The sequence below is a fragment of the Pseudovibrio sp. W74 genome (assembly GCF_001623085.1).
Classification (GTDB): domain Bacteria; phylum Pseudomonadota; class Alphaproteobacteria; order Rhizobiales; family Stappiaceae; genus Pseudovibrio.
Map to the genome: position 1 here is coordinate 41,315 of NZ_LMCJ01000013.1, position 14,358 is coordinate 55,672.

Consider the following 14,358-nt stretch of genomic DNA (forward strand, 5'->3'; position numbering starts at 1 on the left):
CCCCTCATCAAAACTCGGATAAGCATTGCCAATGGCGCAGTTGTTGCCAATGTCAGAGGAGATGATCGCCTCTTTCGGCAGTGCTGCCTGAATAGCCCGCCATGCCATGCGTGGAGACATTTTCTGAGGCTCACGTGTACGGGCGCGCTCGTTCCAGCTTGTGCCCGGATCATCATCCTCGTGGTCCATGGAGGAAAGCTCCTGCAACCAGGCAGACTTCGCGTGGTGCACCAATGCTTCCCGGTCTTCACGTCCTTCATTACCTGCGTGATCCGCCAGTTCTTCAAGGATCTGCTCTGCCACAGCACGAGCATCTCCTTGAATGCCGACACTTACCTTCTTGGTCAGCCCGATCCGGTCAGAGTTGATGTCCACCTGAATGACCTTGGCGTCCTTCGGCCAGTAATCCATGTCGTAGCAAGGCAGAGTAGAGAACGGATTGAGCCGCGTCCCAAGAGCCAGCACCACGTCCGCCTTGGATATCATCTCCATGCCTGCTTTTGAGCCATTATAGCCAAGCGGACCGACAGAAAGCGGGTGATTGCCGGGGAATGCATCATTGTGCTGATAGCCACAACAGACCGGTGCACTCAGCTTCTCCGCCAAAGCAGCAGACGCCTGAATAGCGCCACTCAGCACAACACCTGCGCCGTTCAAAATGACAGGGAACTTTGCATCAGACAGCAGCTCAGCAGCCTTCTTGATGGACTGCACACCACCACGCGGCTTTTCCATGCGCACGATCTGCGGCAGCTCGATGTCGATCACCTGTGTCCAGAAATCACGCGGTATGTTGATCTGAGCTGGAGCGCACCCACGCCAGGCTTTCTCAATCACACGGTTCAGCACTTCCGCAATACGGGAAGGATCACGAACCTCTTCCTGATAGCAAACCATATCCTCAAACAGAGCCATTTGCTCTATTTCCTGAAAGCCACCTTGCCCGATGGTCTTGTTGGCTGCCTGCGGGGTAACAAGCAGCAGGGGTGTATGGTTCCAGTAGGCTGTCTTGATCGGTGTTACAAAATTGGTAATGCCTGGACCGTTCTGAGCAATCGCCATGCTCATCTTACCGGTTGCGCGGGAGTATCCATCCGCGCTCATGCCTGCGTTACACTCGTGGGCGCAATCCCAAAACTTGACACCTGCGGCAGGAAAGAGATCCGAAACTGGCATCATGGCAGAACCAATAATGCCAAAGGCGTTATCAATTCCGTGCATCTGAAGCACTTTTACAAAGGCCTCTTCGGTCGTCATTTTCATGGCACAAGTCCTCCCCATCACGTCACAGGCACGGCTGTGATCTGCACATTCTGATATGCAGTCAAACCTAGCCTGAGCCAGCGGAGGGGTTTAGGGCCAGATTCCGCTATAGCATTGGTCAGTTGTGTAGAAGGTATTGAAGATGCAACGGAATGCCACCGCCCATGTCAAGCAGAGAAGCGCTAGCTTACATCAACGCTAACGGAAACGAGGCTGGCATTCATCAATCCTCGCAGGGAGTTACCAACATAGACAGCGTTTGCTGAGCGCAAATCATGCACAGTCAGATCCGCTTCCTCTGCATATCCATGTTCCAGCAAACCAGCGCGGAAAACTCCCGGCAATAACCCATGCGTAAGAGCAGGGGTAAGCAACTTGCCGTCCTTGCGGATAAACAGATTGGTGAAGCTGCCTTCTGTCAGATATCCAGCTTCATTGAGGAAAATGACCTCGGAACATCCATAGTTAGCAGCATACTCTGCGCGGGTTTGATCGTAAAAGCTGCGCTGGCTGGTTTTGTGGAACAGGAACCGGTCCTGTGAATGCACGCGCTCGTCTGCAAGGCAGATCCGCCAGTCATAACCGCTTGCTGCCGGCATTTCCTGTGCCGTCAGCATGAACTGTCCGTCTTCATAAAGGTCAAGCCGAACCCGCATATCGCGATCAAACATCGCTGCATGGTCTGAAAGCACGCTCAACGCCTGATCCAGATTCCAGTTGAAACCGAAGTAAGATGCGCTGTCGGCCATCCGTTGCAAATGACGTTCCAGCAACGTGTAGCCTTCGTCAGGCGTCCAGCCCATAGTTTCAAACAGGGTGAAACGCTCTTCTGAGGCCTTCAGGAAGTTCAGTTTCAGCAGGCATTCATCATATTCTGGCGAGGCACCGGAATCGAATACAACACCCGAGCCTGTCCCCATTTCAGCAGCGCCATCCTCGTCAATCACCAGAGTGCGGATCGCCACATTGAACGTGAAATCGCCATTGGGCTCAATCATTCCAATGGAGCCGGTGTAGATCCCGCGCGGGCTCTTTTCCAGCTCATCAATGATCTCCATAGCCCAAAGCTTCGGCGCTCCGGTGATGGAACCACACGGAAACAGCTCTTCAATAATCTCGGGCAGTTCAGCTCCATCCACCAGCTCACCAGTGGTGGTAGAGGTCATCTGGAACAGGCTACGGTATTGCTCAACCTCACAGTGAGACGGAACACAAACACTGCCTGCTTTGGTGATGCGAGAGAGGTCATTGCGCATCAGATCAAGGATCATGGTGTTCTCGGCGCGCGATTTTACATCACTCTGCAGCCAGTCCCGAACACGCGCATCTTCTTCGCTCGTGCGCCCACGCTGAGCTGTGCCCTTCATCGGGCGTGTCGTTAGTTGCTTGCCCTTGCGCTCCAAAAACAGTTCCGGAGAAATCGAGAGAACTTTCTGATCACCCAGATGCAAAAGGGCAGCATACCCAACCGGTTGCTGGAACAGCAGATTGTCAAACAAGGCAGCTGCGCTTCCAGTCTGCTCAAGCTCTGCACGCATGGTCAGGTTGATCTGGTAAATGTCACCTTGCGCCAGATGCTGCTGCGTTTTGGCAAAAGCGCTCTCATAGTCACCTTTACTCATGTCAAACCGGTTGATGTGAATGGAAGGGGCGGCTTCATTGCCTGCAGCCTCAACCAGCCATCGGGCTTCTTCATCTCGGGTCAAAAGCTGAGGTGCATCGTAGACGCCGAACCAGGCAAGAGGCACATTGCCTGTGCTCTTAAAACGCTGCTTCAGCTTCTCTTCAAACGCAAAGCCAAATTCGTAGGAAAAGAAGCCAGCCAGATGGTGGCCTGCTTTGCGCTCTTGTTCCAGTTGCTGAAGAAACTGAGGGACCTCAGAGAGAGTTTGGCAGGTCAGCACGCGCTTTGGAGCTTGGAAGAGACGCGCAGGCTCATGGCTAAGCCTGTCGACAAAAAGTACTGTTCCAAACGCAAACTGCGCCATACCTGTCCATTCTTATTTGGGTTACCCTTATTAAGAATGCTCAATACCAGCCCGTCAGACCAAGGCAATCATAAAATTGTCTCCAAGTCCGTTTCTTGAGTAATTTTGCGTAAATTGTGATCAATTTCAGCCCAAATTTCCGAAAATTCACCTTAAGGCAGCCGTTTCAGAAGAGCAGAAGCGTCGCTCAAACGCAAAACGGGCCACCAAGGTGCCCCGTTTCATCAGAATTTGTAGCGCAGATTAAGCAACGTCGTGGAAGAAGCGCTCCAGCGTATCGTGAACTTCATTGAGATCACCATCAACCTTATTGGCTTTCTCAGTCACTTCGAAGACGGAGCCTGTTGCCTCGTTCATGGCTTCACTCAAGCTGGCAATGCTCTGGGAAACTGCCATGGTACCATCAGCTGCAGCTGCAATATTAGCTGAAATCTCATTGGTCGCATCACCCTGCTGGGTTATTGCCTCTGCAATTGCACCAGTGTGGGCGTTCACGTCATCCATGGTCAAAGTGATGGAGCCAATTGCGTCCACAGCTTCCCGGGTTCTGCCCTGAATTGCGGAAACCTGAGATGCGATCTCTTCAGTCGCTTTGGAGGTCTGGTTGGCCAGCTCTTTCACTTCTGCGGCTACAACTGCAAAGCCTTTGCCTGCTTCACCTGCCCGGGCAGCTTCAATGGTGGCGTTTAGGGCCAGCAGATTGGTTTGTTCAGCAATCGCCTGAATGAGTGTTACAACTTCGCCAATGCGACTTGCAGCTTCTGCAAGGCTGCCAATGGTGTCGTTGGTCTCCTGCGCACCGCGAGTTGCAGCTTCAACCATGTCGTTGGCCTGCGCAATCTGGCGTGCGATCTCGGAAATGGAAGAAGAAAGCTCTTCGGAAGCAGCAGAAACGGTCTGAACATTGCCAGATGCTGAATCAGAGGAAGAAACAACTTCAGTGGTATGACCAGAACATTTATGCGTCGCGTTCTCCAGGCCTTTGGAAGCAGATACAATGCTATGCGTGTTTTGTGAAAGGCTCTTCAGCTGCCCATCCACCACGTCACGCAGACCGGAAATGTGCTTTTCAAAGAATGTGATGCGTTCGGATTGTTCTGCAATCTTTTGTTCGTTCTCTGCAACTTCAGCTGCAACCACTGCAGCTTGAGGGGAAGCAGCGTTGTCTGCCGCGTTAGAAGTTTCAGCATCGTCCTGACCGCTTAGGAAGGCCATCGTCACGCCAGCAAGAAGAACCAGAATGATGAGGTTGCCAGACATGGTGCTCTGATCACTCACGAGGAAGTCAGGCAAAACGAACAGGCTACCAAGAAGATAAATTGCGGAAATTGCAAGGAAACTGCCAAGCGCGCCGCCATTGCGAGAAGAACCCAAAACAACCAGCGGGGCAAAGAACAGGATGTTGAAGTCCACTTGCCAGCCTTCTGCATATCCACCAAGAGCAGCAGCAATGCTTGCAACCGCGGCCAAAATGGCGAGGCAAATGCCGGAAGCCAGGTCAGCTGCACCGGATTCCTTGTCTTTCAGCCACAATGCGGTTGGAATAGCAGCAAGAAGGAAAGCGGATCCCGAAAGAATGCTCATTGTGCCGGTATCACCAGCCCAGCTCATCCCAAAGCTCAGGAGAGCAAGAACCCAACCCAAGGCAATCGGCCAACTGGTTGAACCCGTGTCAGATTGGCCTACCTCTTCTTCAAATCCGACTGCAGCACTCATTTCAGGTCTTCCCTTAATTGTATTGGTGCATGACACACCCAAATACATCCACCCAATTATTAAACGCATTCTGGATTTATAACTCTCTGATAACAAAGAGGAATGCGCACAAACTCAAGCAGCCTGACAACACAATTGCAGCCGTAACCACTTGGTTGAATGAAGGAAGTAACACGCACGAAAGGACGAAGTCGCACAGCAATCGCCTCAAAAAGAGATCGTCCACAAAATTGAATTGCGTAAATTACTCCATTCAAATCTTAGTTGTAATTTGTATAAGATTTATGCTTAAGAGAAGCTTAATGGAGCGGAGGGGAAGTGTAAAAAGCAAAGAACACCGAAGCGTTCGCTCCGATGCTCTTGCTTGGAAAATAAACTGAAATCAATAAAAAAACTAAACCAGTAAAATTAAGCCTTAGGCTGGTTCGTTCTCTTCAACCTGTTCATCTTCCATTGGATCATCATAGCAAAAGCGTGTGCAAGCAGAGCTTTCCACGTCATTCAGGATGAACTTGAGGAGAGAGGAGAGGTTGTCCAATTGGCTCTCATCGATGTCACCGAGCAGCGCATGAGCTGCTTTTCGGCGCGCTTCAGCCACTTCAACGGCTTTACGCTTACCGCGAACGGTGAGTTCTACCATAACTTCCCGGCCTCTGCGGCGAAGACGTCGGACCAACCAGTCTTTCTCAAGACGGTCAATCAGGCGCACGGTGGCGGAATGGCTTAAACGAACTTCTTTCGCAACTGTACCGATGGAGATGGCCGGAGAGCGTCGCATAATAAGAAGAGCCGCGACGGCACTTGTTGAAAGATCTCCGTAAGCATCAACACTCGCATCTTCAAGTGCTGTACTTACCGCGGAAAGTTGGTCTGCAATATGATTGGTTCTCATCATAAATTAAATCTCTAAAATACTGTCCTGACGATTCTGACTTAGCGTCATTAGAGTTAATCCTAAAACTGCAATTTAACAAATGCAAGTTTAATAAAATTGAAAATAATAAGTATTTCGAAACCATGCAACCTGCAAAATCAATAAAAACCGCCGATTTGGTCCCTGATTATTAGCAGGTTGCAATTATCCATAAATTATTTTTGATCACCTATTGCTTAGGGGATTGGGGCGAAACCGGCAATGGGCAGGTCGCACCTGTGCCCGAAAGGCCACAGTATCCATCTGGATTCTTTGCCAAATATTGTTGGTGATATTCTTCAGCGTAATAGAATACGTCGAGAGGACCGATTTCCGTGGTAATCCCTGCGTTTTTGCCGATTTCCTTAAGGGCATCCTGATAAGACTTGGCTGTTTCTTTAGCCGTCTCAATATCTGCCTCACTCATCAAATAAAGCGCAGATCTATACTGTGTCCCCACATCGTTGCCCTGCCGCATTCCTTGCGTTGGGTCGTGACGCTCCCAAAATACCTTCAAAAGTTGTTCCAGAGAAATTTCTTCTGGATTGTAGACCACTTTTACAATTTCGGTGTGACCGGTCTGACCAGTACACGTTTCGTGGTAGGTCGGATTCTTTGTTGCACCACCTGCAAAGCCAACAGCTGTTACATACACACCCGGCAGTTCCCAGAAGGCGCGTTCAGCACCCCAGTAACACCCCATGCCCACATAGAGCTCTTTCATCCCTTCAGGATATGGCCCATTCAGATCATGACCATTCACGAAGTGCTTTCCAGGAGTCATGATTGGTGTATCCCGGCCTGGCAGCGCTGTACCTGTATCCGGCATTTTAAACTTGTTTGAGAGCATTCTGAGAAACGACATATTCACTTACCTGTAAGAACTCTGCATCACAGCAGGGTTGTGCTGATGCGACGCCGCTTGTCGCCATACCATAGCATAATTAGTCCGAGAGGTCCGAATATAACCCACGGCGGCATGAGCAAAAGGCTTTGAATAATCGGATCCCAGAGAAGAGGGCTCACGTACCGCTGGATGGCCGCCTGGGATGCATTGAGCGTTTCTGGTGACAGATCAAACCAGATCAGTCCCAGTGGTGAAGAGGTCCAGCTGGAGGTCGCAATGCTCTTAGTGGCATCCACGACAAATGAGACCAGCGCTATGGCGACAAACCACACACCTATAAAACGCAGAAAAAATCCAACCACGTGTCTGCTTCCTTTTTCTGTCAGCTATCTTTTAAACTCGCAATGAGCCTGCGTGTATCCACAGTACCTCATGCAATCTAAGGTGCAACCTATCAGAACAAGCATGCCAGACGCTCTTAAATTCCAGTCAAAACTGCGTAATGGATTGTGATTAGCTACCCGTAGACAGGCAGAAAAATGCCTTTGTTTTCATTCTGGTTCCACAGAGTGGGGATACATGGCAAAAAAATCGAAAAGACCTCTTGCGCCCCCCAATAGTTTTGCATATACCCCCTCTCACGCCGCCGGGCATACCCCGGTGAGTGGAATGCGGAGAGGTGGCCGAGTGGTCGAAGGCGCACGCCTGGAAAGTGTGTAGGCGGGGAACCGTCTCCAGGGTTCGAATCCCTGTCTCTCCGCCATAACTTCCCCTGAAAAGCAGAATATACCAACGCCAACCAGCACCACTTTTCTGCGACTATCTTCCTTACATCCATACCTTTTGCGTGCTCAACTAGCGCCCGCGATGTTGTTCAATCACCTGCACGATCCGGTCAGTCATCATCCGCACCTCGGGCAAGTGCCTCCGGTCATCATGCATTGTTACCCATTGGAACTTCGTCAGGTCCTCAATCACCGGCCCGCATCGCCGTAACTGAGGCGATGTATCCCCCAGAAAGCTTGGCAGAATGGAAGTGCCAGCGCCTGCGCACAGCATGTCCAGCAGGGTGTGTTGAGAGCTCACTTGCATCACCATCTCACTGCCATGCTGCTCCAGCAGCCAGCGTGAGGATTTTGTCGTGGCGTATTCCGGCGCGATGCCGAGCCACTGCTGTTCCACCGCCGCGTCAGCTCCAACTGCCACATAGGGCGCGAACTCCACGGGTGGCAGGCGCTTGCTCGCCAGCCCGATCTCCGCAGGCGCTGAGCTGCGAAGCCCAATATCGATCTCGCGCTTTTTGATGTTCAGCCGGTCCTCGCTGGTAATGAACACCACCTCAAACCCGTCCTCCGGCTTGCACAGCGCGCCAATATGCATGCTGAGAAACTTCATGGTCCAGCTTCCGGCAGAAACCCGAACCTGCGGCCTGCGAGACTTCGCGCTCAGCCACTGCTCAAACCCGGCATAGGCACACTGAAACGGCTCCAGCTGCTCCAGCACATCCCGCCCGTCCTCGGTCAGCACATACCCGGCCTGCACCCGATCAAACAGCTTCAGCCCCACATCTTCTTCCAGCTGCTGCATACGGCGGCTGAGCGTGGCAGGACTACACGCCAGCCTCTGCGCAGCTTCACTCAGCGTACCGCAAGCCGCAAGCACGAGGAATGCATTGAGATTATCCAGCAATCGAACCTTCATTTTTGAAAACTGCTTTTGAAATTTGGCCGCTATCCGGCAGAAAGAACACAGGGAAAGATAGGCTTAGTTCTCCTCAAAGAAAAGAAGCCAGAATGTTGATTTTCCCACTTCGTGAACCAGACAGACACCCACCAAACCCAACGCTGCGGCAGTTGGAAGACTATTACACCAACTACGCCAGCGCCTGCGCACGGGCCCTATTACATCGCGTTGGCCTCCATCATGGCGGTCGTCTTCACGCTGTTCTGCGTTTTTACGCCATAACACCAGCACAAAGCTCTGGCCTGCGGAGCGCGTTACTCACCGCAGACCAGCAGGGTGCAAGCGCTTGCGAATGCCGGTCGCGGGCAAACAACAAGCGAGAGGGCGGCAGACAAAGGGTGGTGAGGCTCCGCCCACGGCGAAACGCCACTTTGCACCGGCACAGTGAAAAGGCACACCTCAAACATCGAGTAGAATGACGAGAAGAGGCGCCAACGCAGCCGAACAGGGCAGGGGGCTCAGCGCCCCGCGCCCAACCCGTTACTCAAGAAGCATCAATGTTGTACTGATCGGTTGTGGGTCGACGACCTGCTGTAGAGCCCCACAGGTCTTTCTCAACGCTTCTATGCGGTCTCGCAAGGCATAATGCAAAGTGAACAAAGCATCCCGCTCACTGCTCTGGTTCATCCGCTCACTCAGCACAAGCTGCTGAAAATAAGCAAGATTTTCAAGATCAGAAACAGCGATGAGAACTTCATCTAACTCATTATCGATAGTATTTGTAGCGCTGTCCGCGCATGCAGAATCGTCCATTCCAATCCCCTTACTGACTAGGGTGTTGAAGATCCGCAACGCCAAAAAAGCTTCCTAGGGCTCGCTGGCGAGCGGGAGGCTAGAAACCTGAGTCAGACAGGCGAGCTTATTTCCTCCCGAAGGAGGTGTTGTATTCACCGCCCTCCCGCTCATAGCAAAGGGTCTGCGCACTATAAGATAGGCACAAAAAAACCGCTAGACTACGGGAGCGGGTACCGCTGACGTGAGGTTTCTAGGCCTCACATATGAGTGTGAAACACAACCCCACAACCTGTCAACGCCCAAACCCAAAACCTCCCCCACTCATGCATTTCTGCAACGGTCAGAGAGGGACTTCCCTCAACGGTTTGAAGGTGCCGTTCCCCACGGCGTCATCCCGGGCGAAGCGTAGCGAAGACCCGGGACCCAATCCACCTCACCACTAACGTCACACTCGCCAATCAACAAAGCCCTCACCACAAACACCCGAAAGCTCCCCAACCACAGCGCTCGCGATAAAAGGCAAAGCAGCCCTCACGGTGTCTTCCCGGGCGAAGACCCGGGACCCATACCCACCAGCCTCTACCCAAAATGCAAAGAGAGTGACAAATCCTCCCAATGAGGGTTCATCTCCTCAATGGCCTGAATTTTCCAGTCCCGCTTCCAGCGCTTCACCTGCTTCTCTCTGCGAATAGCCTCATGCGGTTCCTCATAAACCTCATAATAGACAAGCTTGGAAACATCATACTTGGCCGTAAAACCGGGATTCATCTTCGTCTTATGCTGATGCACACGTTCAGGCAGATTATTAGTCACGCCGGCATAAAGCGTCCCATGCTTCCGGCTCGCAAGAATGTACATGTAATAAGACATGCACCAAGTATGCAGCCAGCAGTCCCCCGCCGCCACTGCACAAACTCACCAATGATTACAGGGAGTATAGATCCCGGCTCCTTGGCCGGGATGACACCAGAGGTGACCACTCTGCTCATCAGCTCCACTGCAAAACCAGTCCCACCTCAAGCCGCAACGCCCTCACACCCCATGCTTCCCCTCAGAGCCCACAACCCTGAAGCCCCACATCCCCTCCCGGTGTCATCCCGGGCGAAGACCCGGGACCCATACCCCCGGTATCAATGGGGCACACCAAGAGGCAGCAACAGTGCACAATCTTCGTCAGCTTTCACCTCAACATACGCCTTAAGTCATCAAATGAAGCTTGCATTGGCGCAGGGAGGAGCAATTCGAGGAGGCCGTGTCTCCCTCCCTGCATAAATCAGCACTGTAAGTGGTTATAGATCCCGGCTCAATGGCCGGGATGACACCAGAGGCAACCGCTCTGCGCATCAGTACTACTGCAAAGCCAGCCCCACTCAAACCACAGTGCCCTCACACCCCACGCCTCCTTTCGGAGCCCGCAACCCTGAAGCCCCACATCCCCTCCCGGTGTCATCCCGGGCGAAGACCCGGGACCCATACCCCCGGTATCAATGGGGCACACCAAGAGGCAGCAACAGAGCACAATCTTCGTCAGCTTTCACCTCAACAAACACCTTCAGTCATCAAATGAAGCTTGCATTGGCACAGGGAGGAGTAATTCGAGGAGGCCGTGTCTCCCTCCCTGCATAACTCAGCACCGCAAGTGGTTATAGATCCCGACTCAATGGCCGGGATGACACCAAAGGCGACTACTCTGCTCATCATTTTCACTGGGAACCAGCCCTATCTCATACCACAACGCCCTCGCACCAATGCCTCCACTCAGAGCCGCACCCTTTAAACCCCCACGTCCCCTCGGTGTCATCCCGGGCGAAGATGTACATACCGGAGACATAGGTTACAGGTGTTCGGAGAGATGGTTGACACATTAACATGGCATTCAGGGAGGGACCGGGATGCCTTGGCAAGAGTGTTCAACAATGAAACTTCGAGAAGAGTTTGTCCGACTTGCAGATCAGGACAATGTTAATCGGCGTGCCTTGTGTCGCCGGTTCGGTATCAGCCCACAAACAGGCTATAAATGGTTGAGGCGGTGGCGTGCGGGAGAAGGCTTGAATGATCTCTCCCGCCGGCCCAGAACATCTCCTGGACGTTCACCACAGGAGGTGGAGCAGAGGATTTTATCAGTACGTGATACTTACCCGGCTTGGGGTGCTCGAAAGATCCGCGCTTACCTGCAGCATAAAGGCATTACAGTTCCAGCAAGCTCCACGGTGCACGCCATTTTACAGCGCCATGACCGTATTGAACCGAAATCAACCCCAAGGTCCCCGGATTGGCAGCGATTTGAAGCTCCTCTTCCTAATCAACTCTGGCAAATGGATTTTAAAGGTTGGATCAGGCTGGAAGATAACACTCGTTGCCATCCTCTCACGGTTGTCGACGACCACTCCCGGTTTGCGACCTGCCTTAAGGCTTGCCCAGACCAATGCACCAATACAGTTAAAACGGCTTTAGAAGAGAGCTTTAAGCTCTACGGCTTGCCGAGAGCCTTTCTGGTTGACAACGGTTCTCCATGGGGGACTGCTCTTACCGATCAGCGTTGGACACCATTGCGGATCTGGTTGGCTCATCTTGGTGTCCGCCTGATCCATGCCAGACCTTTCCATCCTCAGACCAAAGGCAAGAATGAGCGGTTTAACCGAACCCTGAAAGAGGAGGTTCTGGCATACAGAACATTTCGCAGTCACCGCACTATGCAATCGGCCTTTGATCAATGGAGGCGGATTTATAATTTCCATCGCCCGCATGAAGCACTTGGATTAGCGCCACCTATCAGCCGCTATACAATCTCACAGCATATCTTTCCCAAACACCTTCCAGATATCAGCTATCCCAAAGGAACAATGGTCCGAAAGGTGCCCAGAACAAGAGCGGAAATCAGCTTTAAAGGAAGGCTCTGGTATGTCCCCAAATGCTTCCGTGGCTACACTCTCGCCATACGTCCCTCAGACAAACCTGAGATCTTCAACGTATGTTTTGCAGCAAACACAGTCGCAAAAATCGACTTAACATCATAACATGACCGTCAACCATCTCTCCGGGACAAACACGAAGACCCGGGATCCATAACCACTGGCTTTGTTAAGTGCTTCGCAATGTGTAAGTTCATACTCTTAGTGGAATAGTATTGGATGAGATCTGCACAGGATTAGAGAGTTCGCCTTTGACTAAGTCCCTGATTGCTTCCTCATACAAGTCTGCGTGAACGTTGGGGCCTAAGTCAATCGAGTGAACCGTAGGATTGTCATCAATGAAGTCTTGAAGTTCAAATTGCTTAGCTAAGGGCGCTAGATTTTTTTCCTGCCAAAATTTAAGTTTTAAGAATGGTGCGATCCCATATGGTGAGGTCCGATATGATTTAAGAGTATTCTCGCCTCTGGGAATGCTGAAAATGATCCTAACTTCATCTTCTTCTTCAAATGAGCTGTGCTTACACCGCAGACAACAGTGCCTTTCGATGCCAATAAAGTAGTTAATTAAGAAGCTAATGAGTTCATCTGGTATAAGGTCTAAACTTTCAAATTTTTCGATCAGCCAGCTGAGAGCACTTAGTTTCGCTGCAACATCGTCTTGCATTATGACTTCTTGATGGTGTTCATTATACGCAATCTCACATGCAATGCCGTAAGGGCCAGAGTGCTTTTTTATATTATTGATCAAATTGCTGGTGCGAAAACCTATGCAAACTGCGCCATCTCTACCGGAGTAATTTCTGTATTGGTTCAGCTTGCCTTTTGATCTGCTCGCGCAAAATATGTAGTGGTCAGAAAGGTCTTGTGCTCCTCCTCTGGTTCGAAATTCATTTTCACGGTTTTTATATTCTGCAAACAGAGTGTTGTTCTCAATTTCCATTTGCTCAATAACTTTAAGGATGTTTAAGCCATAGGTTAGCTCACTTGAATCATTAAGAAATTTAACATTTGTTGCCCATATCTCTTTGTTTTGAATAATACCAAGTAAACCATCTGAGTTTGTGTAATGGTATATTGAGTGATTATTTATTGCGAATGGGTGAGCGGTCATAAGTTGTCTTTGAAGAAAATCTAGATGTTGCCCGAATTCTTTTATTAGTTTCATTTCTTAGTCCAGTAAAGAATTGGCATTCTGTGTTCTGAAGGGTATAGTTTTACTCTGTGATCTTAGATTGAATTTTCGATATAGTGAAATTATAGATGTAGTTAAGCTGAGTTGGGAGCTTAAGTATCTGGTAAAGTAACTTATGGTCCCCTTCCCATCCTCCGCCTTTTCCGTTACCCTCCACCACATCACCACCAATCCTCAAGGGATTCCCAATGCCATTGCGCGTGCACATCGCTGTAAAAATCACCGCCCGTGTCCATGATGGTCCGACGTGTGGGCGATTTATGCGCTTGGCTTGAACAGCTCCTAATGCACAAGTGAAACCGCACCGCAGAGCCATTGTGCTCGCCCGTTTGTGCGTCTTCATTCAGGCAAGAGCGTTTAGGCAGCGGGGCAGGGCGTGCCATTCCACGAGCAGCCCCAGCGGGTGTTTTCATCGTAATTCCTCAGTTTCCGCTGAAAAACGGGAGTATTGAGGAAATCTAAGAGGCTGATTATCAATCAGCCCCTTTATTGCGCTGCCAGCATTCGCTAAAAGACCTCCACGAATTTTATTTGCCCGGCTGGGACTCAGGTCCCAATCAGCTGCTGGCACATCCAAACCCTTGAGGGATTATGTCCGACCTCGAAACACTCGAAGCCGAGATTAACACCGCGATTGCCGGTGCTGACTCCGAAGCCGCACTGGAAGACGTGCGCGTTGCCGCCCTTGGCAAAAAGGGCAGCGTTTCTGAAAAAATGAAAACGCTTGGCAAAATGAGCCCGGAAGAGCGCAAGGAAATGGGTCCTGCACTCAACGGCCTGAAAAACCGCGTTGGTGAGGCTATCACCGCTCGTAAAGACGTGTTGAAGGTTGAGGCACTCAACGCACGCCTCGCCTCTGAAACCGTTGATGTGAGCCAGCCACTGCGCACCACTCCGGCAGAAGAAGGCCGCATTCACCCGATTTCTCAGGTGACTGACGAGCTGATCGCCATCTTCGCGGACATGGGCTTCTCCGTTGCTGAAGGCCCGGACATCGAGACCGATGAGCTGAACTTCACCGCGCTCAACTTCCCGGAAGGCCACCCGGC

General features: G+C 51.3%; 12 protein-coding genes, 1 tRNA gene and 1 pseudogene. 4 read left to right on the forward strand and 10 right to left on the reverse strand.

Annotated features, from left to right (window positions below; genetic code table 11):
* From xsc to PsW74_RS09155, 6 genes are all read right to left on the reverse strand, one after another.
* Positions 1–1,263 (reverse strand): sulfoacetaldehyde acetyltransferase (gene xsc, locus PsW74_RS09130; protein ID WP_244277852.1); only part of this gene is annotated, 1,263 nt, incomplete at its 3' end.
* A 182-nt stretch (positions 1,264–1,445) separates the two neighbouring features.
* Positions 1,446–3,251, reverse strand: a complete 1,806-nt coding sequence (pabB, locus tag PsW74_RS09135; protein ID WP_063286689.1) for an aminodeoxychorismate synthase component I — start codon at positions 3,249–3,251, stop codon at positions 1,446–1,448.
* 243 nt (positions 3,252–3,494) lie between these two features.
* Complete coding sequence (locus tag PsW74_RS09140; RefSeq protein WP_063286690.1) at positions 3,495–4,967, reverse strand: methyl-accepting chemotaxis protein; 1,473 nt, start codon at positions 4,965–4,967, stop codon at positions 3,495–3,497.
* A gap of 415 nt (positions 4,968–5,382) precedes the next feature.
* A complete protein-coding gene (locus PsW74_RS09145; RefSeq protein WP_063286691.1) occupies positions 5,383–5,862 on the reverse strand; it encodes a MarR family transcriptional regulator in 480 nt (159 codons plus the stop codon).
* Positions 5,863–6,070: 208 nt separating this feature from the next.
* Positions 6,071–6,745, reverse strand: a complete 675-nt coding sequence (gene msrA, locus PsW74_RS09150) for a peptide-methionine (S)-S-oxide reductase MsrA (RefSeq protein ID WP_057464084.1) — start codon at positions 6,743–6,745, stop codon at positions 6,071–6,073.
* 26 nt (positions 6,746–6,771) lie between these two features.
* On the reverse strand, positions 6,772–7,089 hold the full coding sequence (locus PsW74_RS09155) for a hypothetical protein (protein WP_208981041.1): 318 nt from the start codon (positions 7,087–7,089) through the stop codon (positions 6,772–6,774).
* Positions 7,090–7,400: 311 nt separating this feature from the next.
* Here PsW74_RS09155 and PsW74_RS09160 point away from each other — a divergent pair.
* A tRNA-Ser gene (locus tag PsW74_RS09160) sits at positions 7,401–7,490 on the forward strand.
* A gap of 92 nt (positions 7,491–7,582) precedes the next feature.
* On the opposite strand, the gene PsW74_RS09165 is transcribed toward PsW74_RS09160, so the two are convergent.
* The gene (locus PsW74_RS09165) at positions 7,583–8,428 is read right to left on the reverse strand and encodes a LysR family transcriptional regulator (protein ID WP_063286692.1); all 846 of its coding nucleotides are present in this window, start codon (positions 8,426–8,428) and stop codon (positions 7,583–7,585) included.
* 92 nt (positions 8,429–8,520) lie between these two features.
* On the opposite strand from PsW74_RS09165, the gene PsW74_RS28850 reads away from it, so the two are divergent.
* Positions 8,521–8,889: a hypothetical protein gene (locus PsW74_RS28850; protein ID WP_193775909.1), complete on the forward strand. Its 369-nt coding sequence runs from the start codon at positions 8,521–8,523 to the stop codon at positions 8,887–8,889.
* 61 nt (positions 8,890–8,950) lie between these two features.
* Here the strand turns inward: PsW74_RS28850 and PsW74_RS09170 are convergent, their stop codons facing one another.
* Positions 8,951–9,223 (reverse strand): hypothetical protein, encoded by a 273-nt coding sequence (locus PsW74_RS09170; protein WP_063286693.1) that lies wholly within the window; start codon positions 9,221–9,223, stop codon positions 8,951–8,953.
* A 561-nt stretch (positions 9,224–9,784) separates the two neighbouring features.
* The gene (locus tag PsW74_RS09175) at positions 9,785–10,075 is read right to left on the reverse strand and encodes a GIY-YIG nuclease family protein (RefSeq protein WP_063286694.1); all 291 of its coding nucleotides are present in this window, start codon (positions 10,073–10,075) and stop codon (positions 9,785–9,787) included.
* Between the two features lie 1,022 nt (positions 10,076–11,097).
* Here PsW74_RS09175 and PsW74_RS09180 point away from each other — a divergent pair.
* On the forward strand, positions 11,098–12,222 hold the full coding sequence (locus tag PsW74_RS09180; RefSeq protein ID WP_063286695.1) for an IS481 family transposase: 1,125 nt from the start codon (positions 11,098–11,100) through the stop codon (positions 12,220–12,222).
* Positions 12,223–12,310: 88 nt separating this feature from the next.
* On the opposite strand, the gene PsW74_RS09185 is transcribed toward PsW74_RS09180, so the two are convergent.
* Positions 12,311–13,282 carry a DUF2971 domain-containing protein gene (locus PsW74_RS09185; protein ID WP_063286696.1) on the reverse strand — a complete coding sequence of 324 codons (972 nt, stop codon included), beginning with the start codon at positions 13,280–13,282 and terminating at the stop codon, positions 12,311–12,313.
* 618 nt (positions 13,283–13,900) lie between these two features.
* Between PsW74_RS09185 and PsW74_RS29660 the strand changes: the two are divergent.
* A pseudogene (locus PsW74_RS29660) lies at positions 13,901–14,358 on the forward strand (phenylalanine--tRNA ligase subunit alpha); the annotation flags it as partial.

Coding starts and splice junctions, on each gene's coding strand:
- pabB (WP_063286689.1), bottom strand. CDS start 3,251: ATGGCGCAGTTTGCGTTTGGAACAGTACTTTTTGTCGACAGGCTTAGC.
- PsW74_RS09140 (WP_063286690.1), bottom strand. CDS start 4,967: ATGAGTGCTGCAGTCGGATTTGAAGAAGAGGTAGGCCAATCTGACACG.
- PsW74_RS09145 (WP_063286691.1), bottom strand. CDS start 5,862: ATGATGAGAACCAATCATATTGCAGACCAACTTTCCGCGGTAAGTACA.
- msrA (WP_057464084.1), bottom strand. CDS start 6,745: ATGTCGTTTCTCAGAATGCTCTCAAACAAGTTTAAAATGCCGGATACA.
- PsW74_RS09165 (WP_063286692.1), bottom strand. CDS start 8,428: ATGAAGGTTCGATTGCTGGATAATCTCAATGCATTCCTCGTGCTTGCG.
- PsW74_RS28850 (WP_193775909.1), top strand. CDS start 8,521: ATGTTGATTTTCCCACTTCGTGAACCAGACAGACACCCACCAAACCCA.
- PsW74_RS09170 (WP_063286693.1), bottom strand. CDS start 9,223: ATGGACGATTCTGCATGCGCGGACAGCGCTACAAATACTATCGATAAT.
- PsW74_RS09175 (WP_063286694.1), bottom strand. CDS start 10,075: ATGTCTTATTACATGTACATTCTTGCGAGCCGGAAGCATGGGACGCTT.
- PsW74_RS09180 (WP_063286695.1), top strand. CDS start 11,098: ATGCCTTGGCAAGAGTGTTCAACAATGAAACTTCGAGAAGAGTTTGTC.
- PsW74_RS09185 (WP_063286696.1), bottom strand. CDS start 13,282: ATGAAACTAATAAAAGAATTCGGGCAACATCTAGATTTTCTTCAAAGA.